Genomic DNA, 23,131 nt, shown 5'->3' on the forward strand with positions numbered 1-23,131 from the left:
CCTAATCCTTAAACTTAACCAACAAAAAGCATGTCATGGTTCGGGTTGTCAAAGAATTCCAATACTTTACCACCACCACGGGTCACGCAAGTAAGAGGATCCTCAGCAACCACAACTGGTAAACCAGTTTCTTGAGCTAATAATTTATCGAGGTTACGAAGTAATGCACCACCACCTGTCAACACAATACCGCGCTCGGCAATATCAGAAGAAAGTTCTGGAGGCGTTTGCTCAAGTGCAGATTTTACTGCGCTTACAATATTTTGTAATGGATCAGAGATTGCTTGAGTAATTTCGTCAGAAGTTACAGTAATTGCGCGAGGCACACCTTCTGCAAGGTTACGACCACGTACTTCTATTTCTAATGTTGTGCCATCAGAAACAGCCATACCTACTTCTTTTTTAATAATTTCAGCGGTGGTTTCACCAATTACACAACCGTGAGCTTTACGAACATAATTGATGATTTGCTCATCAAAAACATCGCCACCGATGCGTAAAGAGTCAGCATAGACACAACCTTGCAATGAAATAATTGCAATTTCAGTTGTACCACCACCAACATCCACAACCATAGAACCACATGCTTGTTCAACTGGCATACCTGCGCCAATTGCAGCAGCCATAGGTTCTTCAATGAGACGAACATCACGGGCACCAGCATTAAATACTGCTTCGCGAATCGCACGACGCTCGACCAAAGTTGATTTACATGGTACACATACAACTACACGAGGTGCAGGTGGGAACAAACGTTTTTCGTGAACTTTACCAATAAACTGATTCAACATGGTTTCAGTCACTTCAAAATCCGCAATTACACCGTCTTTCATTGGACGAATTGCAGAAATATTCGCAGGCGTACGGCCCAGCATTTGCTTAGCATCTAGACCTACAGCAGCAACAATTTTTTGTGAACCACTGTGACGAATTGCCACAACTGTTGGTTCATTTAATATAATGCCGCGGCCTGGTGCATAAATAAGTGTATTTGCTGTACCTAAATCAATGGCTAGATCCGGCGAAAACAAGCCAATTAGTCGTTTTAGAATCACGGTTCGTTCTCAGTTAAACTTTCATGTGGATGCAAGGTGGCAACTTTAAACTAAATGTGATGATTTGAACAAGTCAATCGCTTATTATAACGCACGATATTTTGAAAATTTTTAATACTGATTAGGTGATGTTATGTCTACATCGGATGCACAGCATTCAGCAGATTTAAATGCACAAACAGTTTCAGCAATCGCCAATCTTGCTCGATTGTCGCTCAATGATACGCAATCTGCTGAATATGCTCAAAGTCTAAATAAAATTTTAGGCATGATGGAAACCTTAAAAGGCATTGATACGGAAGGCGTAGAACCTTTAAAAAGTCCTTTTGACAATCCTCAACCTTTACGTGCTGATGTGGTAACGGAAAGCAATCATCGAGATGAATACCAAGCAGTTGCACCTGCAACTCAAGATGGTTTGTATCTTGTTCCTCGCGTGATTGAATAACTTTTATTCAATTAACCCATCTTCCCTATTTTGAATGTAAAGAAATTTTACTCATGACTGATTTACATCGCTTATCAATTCGTGAACTTGCTGAGGGCTTAAGCCAAGCGAAGTTTTCATCTCGCGAACTGACTGAACATTATTTGCAACGTATTGCTAAAATTGATCCATTGGTAAAAAGCTATGTGACGGTTACACCTGAACAGGCCCTCGCGGAAGCAGACGCTGCCGATGCTGCTTTAAAAGCAGGTAATGCAACTGCTCTAACGGGTATTCCTCTGGCACACAAAGATATCTTTTGTACCAAAGGTATTAAAACAACTGCTGGTTCAAAAATTCTAGACAACTTCATCTCTCCTTACGATGCAACTGTTGTTGAAAAAACAAAAGCTGCTGGTCTTGTCACTTTAGGTAAAGTGAACATGGACGAGTTTGCGATGGGCTCAACTTCTGAAAGCTCATATGTTGGCGCAACAAGTAACCCATGGGCGCTTGACCACGTTCCTGGTGGTTCATCAGGTGGTTCTGCGGCTGCTGTAGCGGCTGATTTAGCGCCTTTTGCTACGGGTACAGATACAGGTGGTTCAATTCGCCAACCTGCTTCTTTCTGTGGCTTAACAGGCTTAAAACCAACCTATGGTCGTGTATCTCGCTTCGGTATCATTGCTTACGCATCATCTTTAGACCAAGCAGGTCCAATGGCACGCTCTGCTGAAGACTGTGCTTACCTGATGAATGTAATTGCAGGCCACGATGCAAAAGACTCGACTTCGGTTAAAAAAGAAGTTGATGACTACGTTGCGAACTTAAATGGCACATCTGTAAAAGGCTTACGTATTGGTATTCCTAAACAGTACTTTAACGTTGCAGGCTTAGATGCAGACGTAAAAGCTCGTGTCGAAGAATCATTGAAAAAGCTTGAAGAAATGGGCGCAACCCTTGTTGAGATTGACCTCAACATGACTGAAGCCTATGTACCAACGTATTACCTCATCGCGCCAGCAGAAGCATCTTCTAACTTGTCTCGTTATGACGGTGTTCGTTATGGCTACCGCTGTGAAAACCCAGCTGACTTGATGGATCTTTACAAGCGTTCACGTTCAGAAGGTTTTGGTCCAGAAGTTCAACGTCGTATCTTAATTGGTACTTACGCGCTTTCTGCCGGTTATTACGATGCTTACTATGTGAAAGCTCAAAAAGTACGTCGTTTAATTCAACAAGACTTCTTAAAAGCATTTGAAAATGTAGATGTGATTGCGGCTCCTTCTGCACCAACAACTGCTTATAAAATTGGTGCGAACTTAAGTCCAACTGAAATGTATTTAGGCGATATCTATACACTTGCAGTGAACTTAGCAGGCTTACCAGCGATTAATGCTCCTGTTGGTTTTGATAAAGACAGCTTACCTGTAGGCTTACAATTAATTGGTAACTACTGGTCAGAATCACAATTGTTGTCGATTGTTCATCAATACCAACAAAATACCGATTTCCATACTCAACGTGCGGCAATTGCTGAGGAGAATGCATAATGGCTGAAGCTCAAAAGTTGAAATTGATTGACGGTTGGGAAGTCGTTATTGGTATCGAGATTCACACTCAGCTTGCAACCAATTCTAAAATTTTCTCTGGTTCATCAACTGAATTTGGTCAAGACCCAAATACGCAAGCGAGCCTTGTGGACTTGGCAATGCCAGGTGTACTCCCTGTTTTGAATGAAAAAGTGGTTGATCTTGCTATCCGCTTTGGTTTGGGTATCGATGCATACATCGACCAAGCATCTGTGTTTGCACGTAAAAACTACTTCTACCCAGACTCTCCAAAAGGCTACCAAATTAGCCAAATGGATAACCCAATTGTGGGCTTGGGTCATATCGACATTCAGCTTGAAGATGGCACAACAAAACGCATTGGCGTAACTCGTGCTCACCTTGAAGAAGATGCTGGTAAATCGATTCATGACCAATTTGAAGGCATGTCTGGCATTGACTTAAACCGTGCTGGCACACCTTTACTTGAAATCGTTTCTGAACCGGACATGCGTTCAGTTGAAGAAGCAGTGGCCTATATCAAATCAATTCACACCCTTGTACGTTGGTTAGGTATTTCCGACGGTAACATGGCTGAAGGTTCATTCCGTGCCGACTGTAATGTGTCTTTACGTCGTCCAGGTCAACCGTTTGGTACGCGCTGTGAGCTTAAAAACCTCAACTCATTCCGTTTCATTGAGCAAGCGATCAATGTTGAAATTGAACGCCAAATGGAAATTTTGGAATACGGTGGAAGCATCGACCAAGAAACTCGTTTGTTCGATCCAAACAAAATGGAAACACGTTCAATGCGCTCTAAAGAAGAAGCGAACGATTACCGCTACTTCCCAGATCCAGACTTGTTACCAGTAATTATTGCAGATGAGCAAATTGAAGCTGCTCGCGCTGCACTTCCAGAGTTACCTGCTGCACGTCGTGCACGCTTTATCGCAGAGTTTGCTGTAACTGAATACGATGCACATGTACTTACGCTTTCACGCGAAATGGCAGACTTCTTTGAAGCTGTTGTGGCTGCTGCGGGCGGTGCTGCACAGGGTAAAGTATCTGCAAACTGGGTAATGGGCGAATTCTCAGGTGCTTTAAACAAAGCGGGCCTAGATTTGGCTGAATCACCTGTTTCAGCTGAACAGCTTGGCGGCATGATTGCACGTATTATTGACAATACCATTAGCGGTAAAATTGCTAAACAAGTCTTTGGCTTTATGTGGGAATCGGAAGGTAAATCTGCCGACGACATTATTGCGGAAAAAGGCTTAAAGCAAGAAACTGACACTGGTGCAATTGAAGCAATCATTAAAGAAGTACTTGCAGCCAATGAAAAAATGGTTGAAGAATACAAGTCTGGTAAAGAAAAAGCCTTTAATGGTCTTGTAGGTCAAGTCATGAAAGCTTCTAAGGGTAAAGCCAACCCTGCTCAAGTAAATGAATTAATGAAAAAATTGATTGGTTAATTTCATTAGCCAACTCAACAAAAGCCTCGATTTATCGGGGCTTTTTTATATCCGTCTAAAGCATCCTTCGACTAAAGAATGCACTTTTTTCCTAAAAAATTACTTAGTGACTGTGCTAATTTAAATTAAGAATTTAGATAACTTATATTTTAAAAAGAGGGATAAATCATGTCTAAAAAGATTTTAATGTTGGTCGGTGACTATGCAGAAGACTATGAAACCATGGTTCCTTTTCAGTTCTTAACTGGTTTAGGTTATACCGTCCATGCTGTTTGCCCAAATAAAAAGAACGGCGACCATATTGCGACTGCTATTCATGATTTTGAAGGTGAACAAACTTATAGTGAAAAACGTGGCCACAACTTTGCGATTAACTTTGATTTTGATGCCGTTAATACCGAAGACTATGTAGGTCTAGTTATCCCAGGTGGTCGAGCACCAGAATATTTGCGCATGAATGAACGTGTTGTCGAAATTGTACGTGAGTTCGATAGAGTGAAAAAACCAATAGCAGCCGTATGCCATGGCGCTCAGTTACTCGCAGCGGCAGATGTATTACAAGGTCGCCTCTGTTCAGCTTATCCAGCATGCGCTGCCGAAGTAAAATTGGCAGGTGGACAATATGCAGATATTGCTGTGACTGAAGCAGTTACAGATGGTCATTTGGTAACTGCACCTGCTTGGCCTGCACATCCAGCTTGGTTAGCACAATTTGTGAAAGTTTTAGGCGCTACAATTACGATCTAAATAGATCTCTTCATTCCAATTAAAATAAAGCCTGCTGATTAAATAGCAGGCTTTATTACTAAAATAGAAAACTAGATTTTTTAACGTGTAATTCCCAACTTATTCCAAATTTCTGGTGTTAAAAACGTTGTCACTAATTTATTTAAGTCGATATAGCGTAATGTGCCCTGCAACTGCTGTTTAACTGCGGGGTCTTTAACAATATCTTCGCCAGCACTTTGGCCTAACTGCTGGAAAGCCTCCCCAACTGCCTTCACACCTTCAGCCTGAATCACAGCTTTAGTTTGGGTAGAACATTGCTCCACAATCACACGTTGTAAAACCTGCGCCAGTTTCTGATCTAACTGATCCTTTTGCTCAGGCGTTACATTACTAAATGCTTTTAAATCAGGATGAGCAGCTAAAGCCGTAAATGTCCATTGAAGCACCGTGGTCTTGTCTGAAGCCGTTGTAGCCTTAACTAAACAGTCACTTAACTGATCAACTGTTGGACCTGCCATCGCAATTTGTGTTGTACCCAGTACAGCAACTGCCATACAAACTGAACGGCTCAAATTTGAAAACTTACGGCGGGCAATCGCATAAACTTGACGTGACATGGGTCTAGCTCCAATAAACAATCTGTTCTTTGTATCACAGAGCTAGTGGTGTTACCTGTTATGACTCTGTAAATCATCTATTTCTTCAAATTTAACAATTACTTTAATATTAGCCCATTCCCGCATAATTCCATGCTTCTGGAATATTGGGCTGTTCCGGTGCTTTATTTAAATCAATATTTAAGTTTCTACTGCCCTGATATGATTTCTCACCTGAATCTGAAGCAGGTGATACGCTTAAACTATAACGATAGCGGAATTGCCACAACATAGGTTTAATCGGACGAATATCTAGACTGAGACTATCCTCATCGTGACAGTTTCCTTGAGAACTTTCATAATCTTGCTCAGAAAAACATGCCCGAATCATCCGACTAAAACTAAACGGATAATTTTTAATAAAGGAACGCTCATTACCTGACTCTTGTAACTCATAAAAACTAGCACGCTCAATATTTGCACCGCCTCCTGAGTACATTTCAGAAAACTGATCAATTATTGCAATTGCATAACGCTGTTGAGTGAGTGGAAAAAGCTTAGGAAATATATATTGTTTATAAAAGCCATCTTCGCTTCCTGTTGTCACAATATTCCATTTCTTAACTAATTTAAAACCTGTAGATGTAGCTTTAAACTGTGCGATATCATTACGGCTCGATAATATCCATAAATTTTGGTCTGGAGTTTTTAGACTACGCCATTGCGCGCCTTGCTGGCATAAATCTTTTATTTGTTCACACAATTGACTTTGTTCTGTTGAACTCAGTTGCCCTTTCTTAAATTCCAGAATTTGTAATGGCGCAGCAAAAACGGATATAGCCGAACAACTTAATACAGCTGCTAAAGCAACCATTTTTAAATAAATTCTATAATTCAAAATCTTATTTCCTTAGACTATTCTTATATATTCAATGCATTATTTTACAATAGCTTCAATTCGATCAAGCTCCCATACCCCACCTGCTGCCAAGCCTTTGCACATCCCTGTCCACATATCTTTTGTGTGTACAAAACTCTTGCCGTCCCAGACCCATTCTTCACTTGCCCAACAGTCTCCAATGCCTCTTCCCTTTTGAGCACTACTAATAATACCGCTATCGAAATCTGAAGCTGTTTCTGTCACAAACGTTGCTTTACCAGTCAAAGACTCATCGAGTACCCAAGCTCCATACCCTTCGTTATAGGCCCCTCTCCAACACAGCGTAGTCGCGAGAACTTTCTTATTGGTTAGTTTATATAGCTCAATTTCTTGTGGTTCAGCTCCATCACTATTACCACCATAAATTCCTTCACAAAAGTCTTCTTTAGGATTCGGATTAGCTGCAATCAAGCTACGATGTATTACTTGGTACTGCTTGCTTTTAGGCTGTAAAGTTAAATAAGGTTTAGCTATAGTTTTAATATGTTTAACAAGTAGTTTTGGCTCAGGCATAAGTACTTTAGTTTCATTGGCACTGCCCTTTTTAACCAAAGCGCCAACCGTCCCAATACGTTTCTGAAAATCATCCATTTTTAATAACACAGCAGTCATTCCTGCATCGGAAATTTTCCATTGATGCTGCGCATTTTTAAATACAATTTCAGTTTTCTGTTTAGACTGTTGTAGTACAGCGTTGACTTGTGAATTATTCAATTCCCCCATCAAGGGTAAATCGGTACCATCAATAGTCACAGCACCTAAATCTTTGCCATTTATATAAAAATGAATATTTTTAAGCTGATTGGCTGGCAAGCTTTGCTCATAGGCTGATAAAGCAAATTCAGCTTGCACAGCTTGTTTTGGCCCTGCTTTACGTACCAATAAAAGTGATGCTGGCTTATCGCCATTTTCTTCATTTTGATAGCCTGCAGCTTTACATGTACCCGTATTGCTACAAGATATTTCCCACTCTTGGTGTGAAAATGAAATACCTTTTATTTCTTGAGCAAAACTATAAGAACTCATTACCGTTAAACAGCAAATTGAAAGCATTTTTTTCATTTTTCATGTCTCTGCTGGTCTGTTTTATTATTAAATTAAAACAGTTTAAAATTTTGGACTAACATCTAGTTTAAAAGAATATGCTAGGTTTATATAAAATTTAAATGATTACTTTTTAAAAATGAAAAAACTGAATTTTTTATTAAGCACAGTATTGGTCAGTCTAACTTCAACTGCTTATGCAGAAGTAAAAAGCTTTACGCCTCATTTCCCCAAATTTTATAGCTCTGCTGCCACCCGCAAAGCAGATAATCAGTTCTACGCTCTAGGAGAGGCAAAGTTTTTAAACGGCGTTACAGTCCCGTTTTATGGTGTTACAGCACAAAGCCCAACAGAGAATGGTTTACTTAAAGATTTTGAAATCTGTACACCTAAAAGCTGCCGTTTTAATTTTAAACTCGATGCTCAACATGCAAAACAACTCAAACTTCTTGCATTACCTGAAACAGGTTTAGTACTCGTTCCAAGAAATTGGCAAGATGTGCAAGCAAATGCAGGTGCGAATGGAACTGGCTTTGCGCTAATAATGAGTACGGATCAAAAACAAGCAATAGAACTCTATGATTCTTCATTTTGTGTTGGCTGTGGACTACCAAATGCAACACTTTATTTTCCTGAGCTGCTAAAAGAAAGTCTTGAAAATGAATTCGGTGGTTATAACGACCCTAAAAAACTAATCAATATTGTTCATCCTTCTAAGAAAGTGGCTTTTTTTAGTTATCAAATTCCACAAGTGAACAATAAAACGCATGGTATTGCTAAATACCATGATGGAGACACTTTTAACTATAAAGAGATTCAAGTCACCTTAGATAAATCGCAACAGGCATTGGTTGGCCCTATTCTCAATTTTTATAACGCGACTCATTAATCCAATGCTTATAAAAAAACCCGCTTTCGCGGGTTTTCTTTTATTTATGTAGTATCGATTCAAAAGCTTTTAAACGCTTATAAATCGAAAGTAGTTCAATAATTGTTTTCCATGAAGTAATTAAATATTGAAATGATTCACGGACCTTATCAAACACATTGCTTATTTGTGTAATTAAGCCTAATGTCATTTTACCCGCTGCAATAGATGGGAATAAAACAACTAAGCTATATAAAATATCTAATTGTAGATACCAGATACTGACCAGATTAAAATAAGAATAATGCAAATATAATCTAAAATAATTCAGCTTAACACTCGAGAAAAGTTCTTTTAGTGTTTTTGGTTGCGCTCTTTCCTCATAATCTTCGCCATAAACCAGTTCTTTACGGTAAGCAGCTTCTACTTTTTGATTATTAAATTGTAGACCAGGCAATTTAATACCAACCACCATTAATAGAACTGTACCAAAAACAGCCCATACTATTGCCGCCCACACCAATGAATGGTCAATTTCTCCTACCAGAGGAAGTACCTTAACTTGCTTAGAAAGCTCAAACAGAATAGGTAAAAATGCAATTAATACCATAATTGCCTTTATAAAATTTACCCCTAAATCCTCTAAAACAGATGCGAAACGCATGGTATCTTCTTGTACACGTTGTGAAGCACCCTCTACATGACGCAGCTTATTCCAATGCTCTGTGTAGTATTCGTTCATTGCTGTACGCCAACGGAATACATAATGGCTAGCAAAAAATGAATTAATTACAGCTAAAGTCACACCAACCATAGCAATTAAAAGGAATGTAACCGTTCCCATATAAAGTTTATTAATGTCACCACCACCGTGATCTAACATACTTTGAATGAGATTATAAAAAGGTCCATACCATGCATTAATAGCAACACTAACCTGAACGCTAAACCAAATGTTGAACAAAATAAATGCCGAACCCCACACAGACCAACGTTGCCATGGATTATTCGATATAGCCTTCCAAAACCCAGCAAACAGTGCTGTAGAGATTAAAAACCAAAGGTAAAACCATAAGAAGGTTGGAGACCAAAAACGGCTAACACCTATTGGCAACTGTGCATCATGGTAGCCTTTAGCAAACCCAATAAAAGTTCCCCATGTGTTCCCACCGGAGTACCAGAGCACCATATTTAGCACGATCCAAACAACCGCAGATATAAAAAAATACCGTGGTGATGGAAAAAATGATTTGAACATTGAGCGTGGATATCCTTATATTTCTTCAAATTTACAATGGAAGGAATACTAAAACCTAAACCTTAAAATTGTGAAGGGCAAAGTTTAGAGAATTGTCAATTTTTCCCGTTTCATTGAAGGATTTGATCGTTTTTTTGTAAATTCATCCCTTTTGGGCAATTTAATCCTTTTAAATTACCTTGTATATGACTCCCTTAAGAGCCATATACGGCTTTTATAACACAGCAATATCAGAGATTAAATCTCTTCTTTACGAACAATATAGCCTTCCAACTGCATTGCCTGAATGAGCAAATCTAAGTCGGAAGCGCTTTTAAGCTCAACATCAACACTCACAGCGCTTTCTTTGGCACGGCTTGTTGCGGCAAAGCGTTCATGACGCAATTCATAAATATTACCGCCTTGCTCAGCAATGATTGCTGTTAAACGGGCTAAAGCACCTGGGTTATCTGGTAATTCAACACGAATACGAACCATACGCCCTGTACGCGTTAAATGACGTTGTAATACAGAGACCATAACGCGTGTATCAATATTGCCACCAGAAAGCACTACACCAAGTTTATGACCTAAAAATAAATCAGGACGAGACATAATTGCGGCAATACCTGTTGCACCGGCCCCTTCACATACTGTTTTCTCAATATTGAGTAACAGCGCAATTGCCTCTTCAATCATGTCTTCAGTGACAACAACAATGTCATCAACATATTCTTTAGCAACTTGAGTTGTAAGCTCACCCGGAGTTTTTACCGCAATACCTTCTGCAACTGTAGAGCCCATTGAAACGGCATGCTGATAATTGCAAAGAAGTTTCGCCATACTTGGATATACAACCGATTGCACCCCAATCACTTTAATTTTGGGATTGATAGCTTTAGCAGCAATCGCAATACCAGAAATTAGACCACCACCGCCAATTGGCACAACTAAAATGTCTAGTTCAGGAACGGCTGCAAGCATTTCGAGTGCAATGGTTCCCTGACCTGCAATAATTTCTGCATCGTCAAATGGATGAATAATTGTTAAAGATTCTTCTTGTGCAACACGGTGCATTTCAGCGGCAGCTTCTGAAAAGTCTTGTCCATGTAAAATGACTCGTGCCCCATATTCACGCACTCGTTGTACTTTTACATTAGGTGTAGATTTAGGCATCACAATAGTTGCTGTTACGCCTGTGCGCTGAGCATGATACGCTACGCCTTGTGCATGATTACCTGCCGAAGCTGCAATAACACCATGTTGTTTTTCTTGGTCAGATAAACACAACAGTTTATTCAGTGCACCCCGTTCTTTAAAAGAAGCTGTAAATTGTAAGTTTTCAAATTTCAGCCACATCTCAGCCCCTAAGGTTTTAGAAATGGTTTCTGAGAAAACAAAAGGAGTTTTTACGACTAAACCTTCTAAACGCTCTGCGGCAGCATGAACATCATCTAATGTTGGAAACCCATTTTTAACCTGTTGCTGTATCATTTATCTAGTCAGCCTCAATACATTACAAATCAATTATTTTTTAAAAAAGACATCAATATTTTATATTGGTATCAGAGTTTTCAGCATATCCAACATATATCTAATATACAAAAATTTTTATTCCAAAAATTAAGGATTTAAACTCACATAAAAAAAAGCCCTATTCAGGCTTTTTAATTAATTTTCAAATAATTAACGTCAAATTATTGAGTTTGTGCACTTAACCCTTCAGTAGACATATTCTGTTCAGCTATTTTTTGATCAATAGCAAACTGAATATCGGAAAGTTTAGCATTGGCTGCATCGATGCCAGATTTCATGGTGGCTTCACGGCCTTTCACATCAAAAATATGCGCTTTTTCTCTTAAATCTGGTTGAATAACAACATCCGCATATTGTAATTCTTCTGCCGCCAAACGGCCTTGCATAATATTAATATTCTGGTTAAACAGTCCCCAGACATTCGATGTTTCTGTGTAAATAGGTTGAGCTAAAATATCAACTGCAATAATGACATCAGCACCTAAGTCACGTGCGACTTCAACCGGCACAGGACTCACTAACCCACCATCGACATATTCAGATTTACCAATTTTAGTCGGCACAAACATACTTGGAATTGAAGCAGATGCTCTTACGGCTTGCCCAGTATTACCATAGTTAAATACGGTTTTAGTGCCATGCTTTAATTCAGTTGCAACCACATACATTGGGATTTTCATTTTTTCGAGTGGCATGTTGTTTACTTGCTGGTTAACGTAGTTTTCTACTTTTTTACCATCAAAAAAACCTTTTAGTCCGATACTAATATCACGTACATCACCAGCTTTCATTTTTAAAGCCGTATCACGTAATTGAGCAGGACTTTTACCACTGGCATAAAGTGCTCCAACAATACTACCAGCACTAGTACCTACAATAAAATCTGGTCGAATACCATGTTGTTCCAAAACCTCAATAACACCAATGTGAGCATAACCTCGTGCTCCACCGCTGCCCAATACAAGCGCAACAACTGGACGCTTTTGCTGTTTTTTAATTCGTGCAAATGGCTGTTCAACAGAGCGAGCATAAGCTTCCGTTGTTTGCGGTTTTAGAGCAGCAGACAAGTGTGTAGTGGTCTGGCATCCTGCCACCACTATAGAGAGTCCGAGAACCCACAATTTAAGCTGTTTCATGGCCTATATTCGCACTATGAGGTTTAAGTTCGGATTGCAATTTTAGTTGCTAGTATCGTTAAAAGCTGTATTGAATTTATTTAATTTGTCATGTTTAAAATTTAGACTCAAGTATTTTATCTATCCCCCTATGAAAAAGGCCCCTTATTTATAAGAGGCCTTTTGTAACTTACCAGATATCTGAATCAACTTTTTTCTTCAACTCTGGATACTTATCAATTTTAAACTCAGGCTCTTTAATGCCTTTTTTCAATTGTTCACGGTAATCTTTTAACAATGTGCGTGCCATCGGTGTTAATAGTACGATTGCAATCAAGTTAATGGTTGCCATGATACCCATAAACAAGTCAGCCATAGACCAAACGAGTGGTACACTACCAATTGCACCGAAGTACACCATCACCAATACAAAAATACGGAAGATGAACATGACTTTCGGATTGTTATTAATAAACTGTACATTACCTTCAGCATAGGCATAGTTACCTAATACAGCTGAATAACAGAACAAGAATAATAGAACAGCAAGGAAGTCCGATCCCCAATGCCCAACTTGAGTTTCTAACGCACGTTGAGTTAATTCAACACCGACAAAACCTGCATCTTGGTAAACACCAGAAACCAAAATAATGATTGCAGTACTTGTACATACAATGAAAGTATCTACAAATACACCGAGCATTTGTACCAAACCTTGGTTTACAGGATGTTTTACATCAGACGCAGCTGCTGCGTTTGGTGCAGAACCCATACCAGCTTCGTTAGAGAACAAGCCACGCTTAATCCCTTGCATCATTGCCATTGATACTGCCGCACCAAAGAAACCACCTGCTGCAGAATTAAAGTTGAAAGCTTCAGTCACAATCAACTTTAAAATATCAGGCAAAATTGCATAGTTACTGATTGCAATATAGAGAGCAACAGATAAGTAAAGACCTGCTTTTAAAGGTACAAACATCTCTGCAAATTTAGCGATACGCTTAATACCACCAAAAATTGCTAATGCAACCATAATGACGAGCGCAAGACCAACCCATGAAATTTCTAGATCAACGCCACCTAGATGAGCAATAACATTGGCTTTATCCCAACCCCAAGCATGTGAAGATGCATTAGCAATCGCGTTGATTTGAACTGAGTTAAATACGAAACCGTAGGTAAAGATCAATGCAAGTGCGAAGACCACACCAAAGGTTTTACTGCGCAAACCTTGAGTAATATAGTAGGCTGGTCCACCACGGAACTGTTTACTCTTACTATCTCTAACTTTAAATAGCTGAGCAAGTGTAGACTCAATAAAAGCAGAGCTCATACCAAGAACAGCAGTTACCCACATCCAGAAAACTGCACCTGGACCACCAATTGCGATAGCAATTGCTACACCAGCAATATTACCTACCCCAACACGGCTCGCAAGGCCAGTTACAAACGCCTGAAAAGGTGTAAGACCATGCTCATCTTCCCCTTCTGTACGACTACTTTTCATCACTCGGATACTTTGCAAGAACATGCGAATTTGCACAGCTCCTGTTAAGACCGTATAAAAAATACCTACAGCTAGCAAGAAAATAACCAAAAAGTCCCATAAAGGGTCATTAAAAAATTTTACCCACGACATCAGTGTGGCATTGAGTTGTTCATTCATACTCGGTCCGCTTACGTTCCTTGCTAATGTGCTAAAAGCACATGCCAAAATACTGCAATAAACAAAAAAGCCCCTAGAAACCGGGACTTTTCAGTAAATTCAAGAAAAAACTTTTAATGTCAATTGAATAGCAATTACCGTCACAAGTTTAAGCAACATCATGCCCAACACTAAGCCTTTGAAGGTTGCATGAGAGAAAGCGACCTTCAGATAAAATAATATCATTGCACTACTGAATTTTTCCGCTTTCGGAAAAACAGTATGCATCGACTCAGCTACAAACTTGGAGACTAACAAATGACCACCGCTAAATAAACTCGTCTAATGATTCCCATCAGTTAAACGAGTTTTACAAAATCTGGATTTAAGCCAATAAGCATATTTACATATACTTTTGAACAAATGTCTAAACTGGATATAAATTTCAAAGACTGTAACGAGCCATCGCCATAACGCGATTATCTGCGCCCTTTTCTCCATGATCAAAGAAGAGTGCGTTTAGACCTGTACTAAGCTGTTGTATTTTTTGTGACTCAGTAGCTGCTTGAGTTACGTTCATTTTCATGGTTGCAATGGTAATCGCCAATCCTTGTTTCATGAACTGCTTGTTGATGAGTGGTAAACTCATGTAAAGCTCCTATACCTCGTGTATTTCTCCATTTCTGCAAACTAAATCCTTTTTGTAAAAGGATTTAGTTTGCAGCCACTATTTCCTAACGTGAGTATGGAGAAATCATACCTGCGTAAAAAAGTCGGTATTATGCAGAAATTTAAAGTTTTGTGTATATTTTTCATTAAAATTTTATATAAAAAATGGTCATATTTTATATAAAACTATCCGTTTTGTACTGTTTTTAAACATATTATACCTTTATTTCAATTGAATATTTTTCACCCACTCCCTGTTATGCTTTTATTTTTTATAACCGACAAAATCAGACTATTTTGTCTATTTAAATCTAAAGTGGCATATTCGAATTATAATTAATCAGACAATATGTCTAAACTAATTAAATTATCATACCTGTAAGGATATCTCTTTTCTAATATTTTTTGCTTATAAATGAAGTACTTTCAAAGCATGAAATTAAGCTTCAAAAAGTATGAAATATTTAAGAAAAAGATATAGGAGTACTCATGAATCTGGAACAAGTTCGTTTCGTTGATGAAGCTATCACTTCTCGACATTCTGTCCGCGCTTTTTTAAATACTCCAATTGAGTCAGAAGTCATTAAAGATATATTACAAGTCGCAAGTCGAGCACCTTCTGGAACAAATACTCAACCATGGAAAGTCTATGTAGTAACAGGCAACAAGCGTGATGAAATGGTAGAGCGTGTTTGTGCAGCACAAATTGAAGTTTCAAAAAACCCAGAACTTGCAGAAAAATATAAAGAAACCTTTGCCTATTATCCTGAAAAATGGATATCGCCGTTTATTGATCGCCGCCGTGAAAATGGTTGGGGGCTCTATGGCCTACTCGAAATCAAAAAAGGCGAAAAAGAAAAAATGGCGGAACAGCAGTTACGTAATTTCAAACTGTTCGATGCTCCAGTCGGCCTTTTCTTTACTGTAAATAAAACAATGGGAATCGGGTCTAAAATGGATATTGCAATGATGATCCAGAACGTGATGGTCGCTGCTAAGGCACGTGGTTTAGATACATGCCCACAAGCAGCTTGGAACCATTTTCACCCTGTTGTTTTAGATATCTTGGGTGCATCAGATGAAGAAGAGCTTGTATGTGCAATTGCGTTAGGTCATGCTGATCCTAACCACATTGTAAATACCTTTATTACCCCTAGAGAACCAGTTGAAAATTTCGCAGTTTTTCTAGACGAATAATATATAAGTGGCCATTCTCTTAAAACTATGAGAATGGCTTTATTGTTACCTGTTTCGTCGCTTTTAATACGACAATAAAACCGCTTAGTGTAAATAACACCATCATCACGCCCATATTAAGCGATGCAGTCCAAATAAGAAAATTAAGTAATACACCACCTAAAAGACCACAAGCGAACTGCATACTTCCCATGATCGCACTCGCTGTCCCTGCGCGAGCCCCCTGTTTAGACATTGCCAGCGCCATTGCATTCGGTCCTGTTAAACCAATGCCTGAAATCGCTAAAAATAGCCCTAACATAACAAGCCATAAAGGCGCTGCTGGGATTAAACCCGCAATAAATACAATAATCGCTCCAGTTACTTGGACGAGCGAACCCGCCTTTAACCGTTTCGTGATTTCAACACGTGATGTTAAATGCTTATTTAAAGATGACATCAACATAATGCCAAAAGCATTTAGTCCAAATACATAAGCAAACTCTTGTTGATTGAGTCCGTACTGATCCATAAAAACTGCTGGGGCTGAGCTGATATAACAAAATAGCGCTGCTCCTGTTAAACACCCTGCAAACATAGGTAAACGGAAACTCGTATCTTTGAAAATAGCCCCATAGAGGGTCACTACTTGATATGGTGAAAGCTTAAGCCTTTTATCAGTTGCTAAGGTCTCTTTAAAGAAGAAATGTACACACAACCAACATATGACGCCGACAATTGAAAGGGCAATAAAAATAGCTTGCCAAGGGAACCAAATTAAAATCCATGCCCCGATCATCGGTGCCAAAATTGGTGCAAGCCCCATTACAATCATCATGCTTGAAAAAGCTTGTGCCGAGCCTTGAACATCTAATTTATCGCGTATGGCTGCACGAGCCATTACCACACCGACACAGCCGCCTAAAGCTTGCAAAATACGAGCAGCAATTAAACCCCATTCATTTGTCGCCAATACGCAAAATAAGCTTGCGACTGCATAAAGCGCGAGGCCAAAGTAAAGTGGTTTTTTTCTACCAATACGGTCGCTTAGAGGACCATAAACCAATTGCCCAACAGCTAAGCCAAAAAAGTAAGCTGGTAATGTATTTGCCACCATTTGCGTACTTACCCCGAAATCATGAGCCATTTGTGGCAAAGCAGGTAAGTACATATCGATGGATAATGGCCCTAAAGCCGTAAGCAAAGCGAGCAGCATAATCCAGCCAATAGAGTATTGACGCTGGGCTGTTTGTTCAGACATAACGATATTTCATTTTTCAATCATTTGCATACAGACAAGCTTACACTGTCTATCGTATGATTTGTGCAACATTGGTGTAGAAATACACAAATCCTTTACCACTCAGGTTGATCAGCAAGGACTTCCTTTGAAATCTTGGTTTAAACGCCTAAAAAGAGCGACTTATAACACAACATTTATGTATAACGTGCGAATGCTGATAGCCTTTTCAGGAACTGCTTTCGTGCCTTATTTTTTAGGCTATCAATTAGCAACAATTCCACTCACTTTAGGTGTAGTCGCAGCAGGTTTAAGTGATATTGATGATCGCTTTTCCGTGCGAATCATGAACCTGATTTATACTTATATTGGGTTCTTCGTTACCGCTGCTTCAGTACAACTACTTTTCCCCTATCCAATGGCTTTTGCTTTAGGGTTAATTGCATCATGTATTGGCTGGATTTTACTCGGTTCATTAGGACGTCGTTACGCAACCATCTCTTATGGCTGTTTAGTTGTTTCAGTCTATACCATGCTAGGTGTTCACCTTTTTGATCATTGGTATATTCAACCAGCCCTTTTAGTTGCAGGTGCTGCATGGTATGGCCTCATTGCTACTATTAGCTTTTTATTATTTCCGGTTCGACAATTACAAGACAAACTGGCTGCATCTTATGCATCCCTAGGTGATTTTCTTTTTGCAAAATCAAATTTGTTTGATGTAGATATGACGCCTGCCAGCTATCAGCAAAGTATGATCGAGCTGTCGTTAGAAAACGGTAAGTTAATTACGATTTTTAATGACTTAAAAACAGCTTTACTGACTCGTTTAAAAGGCGACCGTGGACAAAAAGATACACGACGAAGCTTACATTATTATTTTGTTGCTCAAGATATTCATGAACGTGCTGACTCCGCCCATATTGACTATCAAAAATTAGCCAAAATTTTTCAGCACAGTGATATTTTATTTAGATTCCAACGAATTTTGGCGGTTCAAGGTAAAGCTTGCCAAGAGTTAAATGAATGTATTTTGCAACGTAAACCTTATAACCATAATAAAAGGTTTAAACAAAGCTTTGAAAACCTACGCCTCTCATTAGAAAAGTTACGTCGTGATCAGCATTATGACCTTTTATGGGTAAATGCTCTTTTCGCGTTATACCAAAATTTAAAGTCTATCGATTCCCAGTTACTCAACTTGGAAACTGAACAACACATTCAATCTGACAAAGTTAAACAAGCTGAAAACCAGCTGAAAGACGATGATTTACAAGGATGGAATGATATTGTCATCCGAATAAAACAGAACTTAACTCCTGAATCTGTGCTGTTCCGCCATGCAATTCGTGTCTCGATTGTTTTGTTTATTGGATATGTCTTTATTCAAATGACCCATATTGAATATGGCTATTGGATTATGCTTACAGCTCTATTTGTAAGCCAACCCAACTTTAACGCGACCAAGCGCCGCTTACGTCTACGAATTGTTGGGACATTAGTTGGTATTGTCGTTGGACTTGCGATTATCTTCTTAATTCCTTCGACTGAAGGACAACTATTCATGTTGATATTAAGTGGAGTCCTGTTTTTTGAGTTACGCAGTAAACAATATGCGCAGGCAACTGCCTTTATCACCATTTTGGCATTAATTAACTTTAATCTAGACGGTTCAGCAATGGCTGCTGCCATTCCTCGATTTGTAGATACTTTAATGGGATGTGCCTTAGCTTGGTTCGGTGTGACATTTATCTGGCCTGACTGGAAATTCAGACGTTTGCCTCGCAATATTAGACGCTCCCTACAAGCGCAATGTAATTATTTAGCTGAAGTCGTCAAACAATACCATGAAGGCCGTAATCATGCGCTAAATTACCGAATTGTACGTCGAGCTGCACATAATACTGATGCTGAAGTTGCTTCACTTATTTCAACTTTAGCAACTGAACCAGATTTTGATCCGACTCGTAAATCCGATATTTTTGAATTTTTATGTTTAAACCATACATTTTTAAGTTATATCGCGGCACTTGGGGCACATCGAGAAAACATTCAGGATCAAGCTGTCCTTAAACTATTAGATCAAGCCCTTGATGATATTCAAGGGGCGCTATTAAGAGACGAAATGCCTGATCTTACAGCACAAAATATGCTCCAAACGATACGTCAACGTCTAAGCCAAAATGATGAAGATGACCAAAAATCACTCATTATTTTACAACAGCTTTCGCTCATGCTTGGTGTATTAAACCAATTTAGTATGTTAAAACAACGGCTAAGTCATGATCTTGATAATGATGCCAGTGAGCTTGCATCATTATAAATTCGCCTCGGAATTTAGTATTAAATTGGCATAATATCCTTTCCTGACTTATGCCAATTAGTGCTAAACTTAAAACAGTTTACAATTTGTTATTTGCACTATGACCGCGAAAACTTTATACGCTTATACGCTTCAGCCTGTTCCATATGATGTGTCAGAAGCTGAACAACGTAATGCACAGCTTCTTATCTGGCGCAGCACTAATAAAATCAGCACAAAAATTTGGGCAATTATGGGTGTCGTTTTAGCCCTAGCTATATTAGGTCTTATTTTTATTAAGAACTACTCTACTGTTTTTTGCTGGGTTGCTATTGTCGCTGTCGTACTTTACTACCTAGGTCGTAAATACGGATTAGAATGGTACGTTAAACGCAAAATGAATGAATTTCCGGTACAGGAAATCAAAGGTATTCGTTTAGGTGTACAGCCTCATGGCATTGTAATGCGTCAGCAAATGGGCCATCAAGAAGGCGTTGGTACAATTGGATGGAAAAATATCTACGAATGGTACAATGCACCTGATTTCATTTTGGTCAATTTCAAAGTAAAAGATCCAAAAGGTCAAGAGCAGCAAGGTGCTTACATTCTACCTAAACGAATGGATTCTAAGAACTTTTCGTTCAATACGATTCGCACTCACTTAAAAGAATCTGTAGGTGAACCAAAAACCTTGTAATTCTCTATTCTATAAAAAGCCTCCTCAGGGAGGTTTTTTAATAAGCTAAAAATAAATGATAATGAAAATTAATATTATCTCCAAAATCCATATTATCTCCCCAATCTTCGGCTATACTTCGTTACAAGATCTCCATCATATTTACATTTTCGACCATGTTTAAAAAAATTTTATTTCAAATTCATTGGTTTCTGGGTATTACTGCTGGCCTCATCTTATCCATTATGGGTGTAACAGGTGCAATTTATTCTTATGATCAACAAATTTTAAAATGGGTGAATTCTGATAGTTATGTTGTTCAAGCTGAAAACACTCCAAAATTAACTCCTGCTCAGCTATATCAACATTTCAATACAACTCAGCCTGAAATTAAAATTAATAGCATTACGATTGCCAAGGACCCCACCTCTTCTTCTGTTGTGAATATTGAAAAAGAAGGTGAACGTCGTGGCTACAATATGATGGTTAACCCTTATAACGCTCAAGTTCTGCCAGATGTAAAAGGGCGAAAGTTGTTGTTACTCATACAACAAATTCATCGTAATTTAACAGCTGGTGAAGTTGGTAAACAAATTACTGGTGCATGCGCACTCATGTTAATTTACTTCGTGCTCAGTGGGTTATATTTACGTTGGCCTAAAAAGCATTCTGCTCGTCAATGGCTCGCTGTTAAGCCGAAGTTGAAAGGCCGAAATTTTATTTGGGATCTACATGCTGTTGTGGGTACATGGGTCATTGTTTTTTATCTTCTTTTCGCTTGTACAGGTCTATATTGGTCTTATGACTGGTGGCGTAGTGGCATGTTCAAAGTGATGGGCGTTGAGCAACCTAAACCACAAGGTCATGGCAGCACTCCTCAAAATCGCGGAATGCAACAAGGCAAACGATCTGACCGTAATAATGATAAAAAATCAGAGACTCAATTAGATAATACTCAGCTCATTACAGCACTTAATCAAACATGGAGTGGCTTCAATAGTCAGGTCGGGCGTGATTATTCGACACTAACATTGAGCTTACCGAAAAAAGATGATGGAAAAGTTGAGTTAAGCTTTGTCGATGCTACGCCGCAACATGAGCGTGCACGTAACCAAGCCATCTATAATTATCAAACTGGTAATATCGAAAAGATGGAGCTTTACGAAGATAAAAAGCTTAATCAAAAGATCATGAGCAGCATGTTACCAGTGCATCGTGGTAGTTTCTTTGGACCAATTTATCAATTTGTTGCAATGCTTGCCTCATTAGCCATGCCTTTGTTCTTGGTTACAGGATGGATGCTTTATCTTAAACGCCGTAAACAGAAAAAATTAACACAGGCGACTCGTCAGTCTTTAGCTGGACAATACATTGATCCAAATGCGAAACCTTGGCTTATTACCTATGCAACTCAAACAGGTGTAGCCGAACAACTTGCGTGGAGTACAGCAACAATTTTACAAGAAGCTCATCAACCTGTTCAGGTTAAACCTGTTCAGCAGCTAACACAGTCTGATTTAGAGCAGCATGAGCAAGTTTTATTTGTAATCAGTACTTATGGTACTGGTGATGCTCCTGATCTCGCCACAAGCTTTGCTAAGAAACTTTTAAAATCGAATTTAGATCTTAAGCACATCAACTATGCTGTTTTGGCTCTAGGTTCTAAAGAATATCCAGACACTTATTGTAGTTTTGGTCATGCGGTGGACGCTTGGCTCAAAGCGAATGGTGCTCATGCCCTCTTCAATACAATTGAAGTTGATAATGCAAACTTAGCGGATATTCAAAACTGGAATCAGGCACTCTCCAAAGCAACTAAATTAGATTTGCATGCTGTAAATTTAGAAAAAGTATTTGATACATGGGTACTGCAACAACGTGACCTACTCAATCCAAATAGCTTAGGTCAACCTGCTTATAATATTGAGCTTAATGCAAAGCACGAAGCACTATGGCAAGCAGGTGATATTGCTGAAATTCAACCAGGTAATAGCCCTGAACGTATTCACGACTTTTTGCAGAAGCATCATATTCTTAAAAATACAAAAGTTGACTCATTACAGATTCCAATCGAAAAAGCACTTTGGAATAAAGATTTAACGGGCGAAATTGAACCCTTTGCGAATCTGGACCATTTATTAGAGCAGCTCCCTAACTTACCAACGCGAGAGTATTCGATTGCGAGTATTCCTTCTCAGCAAGTGCTTCGTTTGGTTGTTCGTCAACAATATGACGCATCTGGTAATTTAGGTTTAGGTTCGGGCTGGCTCACTCAACATACGCAAGTTAATAATGAAATTGCTTTACGTATTCGTACCAATGAATCATTCCATCTTATTGATGACAACCGTCCTATTATTTGTATTGGTAACGGAACAGGTATTGCTGGCTTAATGAGCCTATTACACACTCGTACTCGTCATGATTACACTGAAAACTGGTTAATCTTTGGTGAGCGTCAAAGAGCATGTGATTTCTTCTATTCATCAACTATTGAGGCATGGCAAACAACAGGAATGTTAAAACGCCTTGATTTAGCATTTTCAAGAGATCAAGAAAAACGTGTGTATGTTCAGGATGTAATCCGTCAGAATGCAGCAGAATTAGTAAGCTGGATAGAACGCGGTGCTGTTCTGTATGTATGCGGTAGTATTGATGGTATGGCAAGCGGAGTTGATCAAGCACTTATCGAAATTCTGGGTGAAGAACAAGTAGATGAGCTAAGACAACAAGGCCGTTACCGCCGTGATGTTTATTAAAGATCAATAAAAACAAAAACCGAGTAACAGCTTAAATGCTTTACTCGGTTTTTTTATTGCATTCAGAATGATTTTGCATACACTGTCTGCAATTT

Annotated in this window: 20 protein-coding genes; 9 read left to right on the top strand and 11 right to left on the bottom strand. The window is 38.9% G+C overall.

All coding sequences use genetic code 11. From position 1 onward, the window contains the following. Positions 1-14 precede the first annotated feature (14 nt). Entirely contained in the window at positions 15-1,055 is a 1,041-nt protein-coding gene (locus tag ACS125_RS00480; RefSeq protein WP_004789315.1) for a rod shape-determining protein, read from the bottom strand. A 133-nt stretch (positions 1,056-1,188) separates the two neighbouring features. On the opposite strand from ACS125_RS00480, the gene gatC reads away from it, so the two are divergent. From gatC to ACS125_RS00500, 4 genes are all read left to right on the top strand, one after another. Continuing rightward, a complete protein-coding gene (gene gatC / locus ACS125_RS00485; protein ID WP_000107699.1) occupies positions 1,189-1,503 on the top strand; it encodes an Asp-tRNA(Asn)/Glu-tRNA(Gln) amidotransferase subunit GatC in 315 nt (104 codons plus the stop codon). Between the two features lie 53 nt (positions 1,504-1,556). After that, positions 1,557-3,035: an Asp-tRNA(Asn)/Glu-tRNA(Gln) amidotransferase subunit GatA gene (gene gatA, locus ACS125_RS00490; protein ID WP_049838060.1), complete on the top strand. Its 1,479-nt coding sequence runs from the start codon at positions 1,557-1,559 to the stop codon at positions 3,033-3,035. Continuing rightward, positions 3,035-4,504, top strand: coding sequence for an Asp-tRNA(Asn)/Glu-tRNA(Gln) amidotransferase subunit GatB (gene gatB / locus ACS125_RS00495; protein WP_151964354.1), 1,470 nt, complete (start codon positions 3,035-3,037; stop codon positions 4,502-4,504). The genes gatA and gatB overlap by 1 nt, the downstream gene beginning before the upstream one ends. Before the next feature lie 168 nt (positions 4,505-4,672). Then, positions 4,673-5,251: a DJ-1/PfpI family protein gene (locus ACS125_RS00500; protein ID WP_443269996.1), complete on the top strand. Its 579-nt coding sequence runs from the start codon at positions 4,673-4,675 to the stop codon at positions 5,249-5,251. Between the two features lie 80 nt (positions 5,252-5,331). Here ACS125_RS00500 and ACS125_RS00505 read toward each other — a convergent pair whose 3' ends face one another. From ACS125_RS00505 to ACS125_RS00515, 3 genes are all read right to left on the bottom strand, one after another. Further along, positions 5,332-5,850 carry a hypothetical protein gene (locus tag ACS125_RS00505; RefSeq protein WP_238612577.1) on the bottom strand — a complete coding sequence of 173 codons (519 nt, stop codon included), beginning with the start codon at positions 5,848-5,850 and terminating at the stop codon, positions 5,332-5,334. A 109-nt stretch (positions 5,851-5,959) separates the two neighbouring features. Then, positions 5,960-6,703, bottom strand: a complete 744-nt coding sequence (locus ACS125_RS00510) for a hypothetical protein (RefSeq protein WP_443273898.1) — start codon at positions 6,701-6,703, stop codon at positions 5,960-5,962. Positions 6,704-6,766: 63 nt separating this feature from the next. Further along, positions 6,767-7,831 carry a DUF1176 domain-containing protein gene (locus ACS125_RS00515; RefSeq protein WP_443269999.1) on the bottom strand — a complete coding sequence of 355 codons (1,065 nt, stop codon included), beginning with the start codon at positions 7,829-7,831 and terminating at the stop codon, positions 6,767-6,769. 121 nt (positions 7,832-7,952) lie between these two features. On the opposite strand from ACS125_RS00515, the gene ACS125_RS00520 reads away from it, so the two are divergent. Then, positions 7,953-8,702 carry a DUF4850 domain-containing protein gene (locus ACS125_RS00520; RefSeq protein ID WP_443270001.1) on the top strand — a complete coding sequence of 250 codons (750 nt, stop codon included), beginning with the start codon at positions 7,953-7,955 and terminating at the stop codon, positions 8,700-8,702. Positions 8,703-8,742: 40 nt separating this feature from the next. On the opposite strand, the gene sbmA is transcribed toward ACS125_RS00520, so the two are convergent. The 6 genes from sbmA to ACS125_RS00550 all read right to left on the bottom strand — a co-directional run bounded on the left by sbmA (position 8,743) and on the right by ACS125_RS00550 (position 14,863). Further along, a complete protein-coding gene (gene sbmA / locus ACS125_RS00525; protein ID WP_004789306.1) occupies positions 8,743-9,939 on the bottom strand; it encodes a peptide antibiotic transporter SbmA in 1,197 nt (398 codons plus the stop codon). Positions 9,940-10,176: 237 nt separating this feature from the next. Beyond that, positions 10,177-11,412: a threonine ammonia-lyase gene (locus ACS125_RS00530; protein ID WP_004789305.1), complete on the bottom strand. Its 1,236-nt coding sequence runs from the start codon at positions 11,410-11,412 to the stop codon at positions 10,177-10,179. Between the two features lie 203 nt (positions 11,413-11,615). Then, entirely contained in the window at positions 11,616-12,590 is a 975-nt protein-coding gene (locus ACS125_RS00535) for a patatin-like phospholipase family protein (protein WP_443270002.1), read from the bottom strand. Between the two features lie 169 nt (positions 12,591-12,759). After that, positions 12,760-14,235: an alanine/glycine:cation symporter family protein gene (locus ACS125_RS00540; RefSeq protein WP_443270004.1), complete on the bottom strand. Its 1,476-nt coding sequence runs from the start codon at positions 14,233-14,235 to the stop codon at positions 12,760-12,762. Positions 14,236-14,334: 99 nt separating this feature from the next. Then, positions 14,335-14,502 carry a hypothetical protein gene (locus tag ACS125_RS00545; protein WP_116772752.1) on the bottom strand — a complete coding sequence of 56 codons (168 nt, stop codon included), beginning with the start codon at positions 14,500-14,502 and terminating at the stop codon, positions 14,335-14,337. A gap of 157 nt (positions 14,503-14,659) precedes the next feature. Then, the gene (locus ACS125_RS00550; protein WP_151964349.1) at positions 14,660-14,863 is read right to left on the bottom strand and encodes a hypothetical protein; all 204 of its coding nucleotides are present in this window, start codon (positions 14,861-14,863) and stop codon (positions 14,660-14,662) included. 509 nt (positions 14,864-15,372) lie between these two features. On the opposite strand from ACS125_RS00550, the gene ACS125_RS00555 reads away from it, so the two are divergent. Further along, positions 15,373-16,080 carry a nitroreductase gene (locus ACS125_RS00555; RefSeq protein ID WP_004789299.1) on the top strand — a complete coding sequence of 236 codons (708 nt, stop codon included), beginning with the start codon at positions 15,373-15,375 and terminating at the stop codon, positions 16,078-16,080. Positions 16,081-16,105: 25 nt separating this feature from the next. Here ACS125_RS00555 and ACS125_RS00560 read toward each other — a convergent pair whose 3' ends face one another. After that, a complete protein-coding gene (locus ACS125_RS00560; protein ID WP_443270006.1) occupies positions 16,106-17,320 on the bottom strand; it encodes a multidrug effflux MFS transporter in 1,215 nt (404 codons plus the stop codon). A gap of 127 nt (positions 17,321-17,447) precedes the next feature. Here ACS125_RS00560 and yccS point away from each other — a divergent pair, with 127 nt between their 5' ends. The 3 genes from yccS (at position 17,448) to ACS125_RS00575 (ending at position 23,036) form a co-directional block, all read left to right on the top strand. After that, positions 17,448-19,622, top strand: a complete 2,175-nt coding sequence (gene yccS, locus ACS125_RS00565) for a YccS family putative transporter (protein WP_443270008.1) — start codon at positions 17,448-17,450, stop codon at positions 19,620-19,622. 100 nt (positions 19,623-19,722) lie between these two features. Continuing rightward, positions 19,723-20,298: an SdpI family protein gene (locus ACS125_RS00570; protein ID WP_004789292.1), complete on the top strand. Its 576-nt coding sequence runs from the start codon at positions 19,723-19,725 to the stop codon at positions 20,296-20,298. Between the two features lie 155 nt (positions 20,299-20,453). Continuing rightward, positions 20,454-23,036 carry a PepSY domain-containing protein gene (locus ACS125_RS00575; protein ID WP_443270010.1) on the top strand — a complete coding sequence of 861 codons (2,583 nt, stop codon included), beginning with the start codon at positions 20,454-20,456 and terminating at the stop codon, positions 23,034-23,036. Positions 23,037-23,131 lie beyond the last annotated feature (95 nt).

The sequence above is a fragment of the Acinetobacter sp. PFS20 genome, assembly GCF_052261015.1.
Classification (GTDB): Bacteria; Pseudomonadota; Gammaproteobacteria; order Pseudomonadales; family Moraxellaceae; genus Acinetobacter.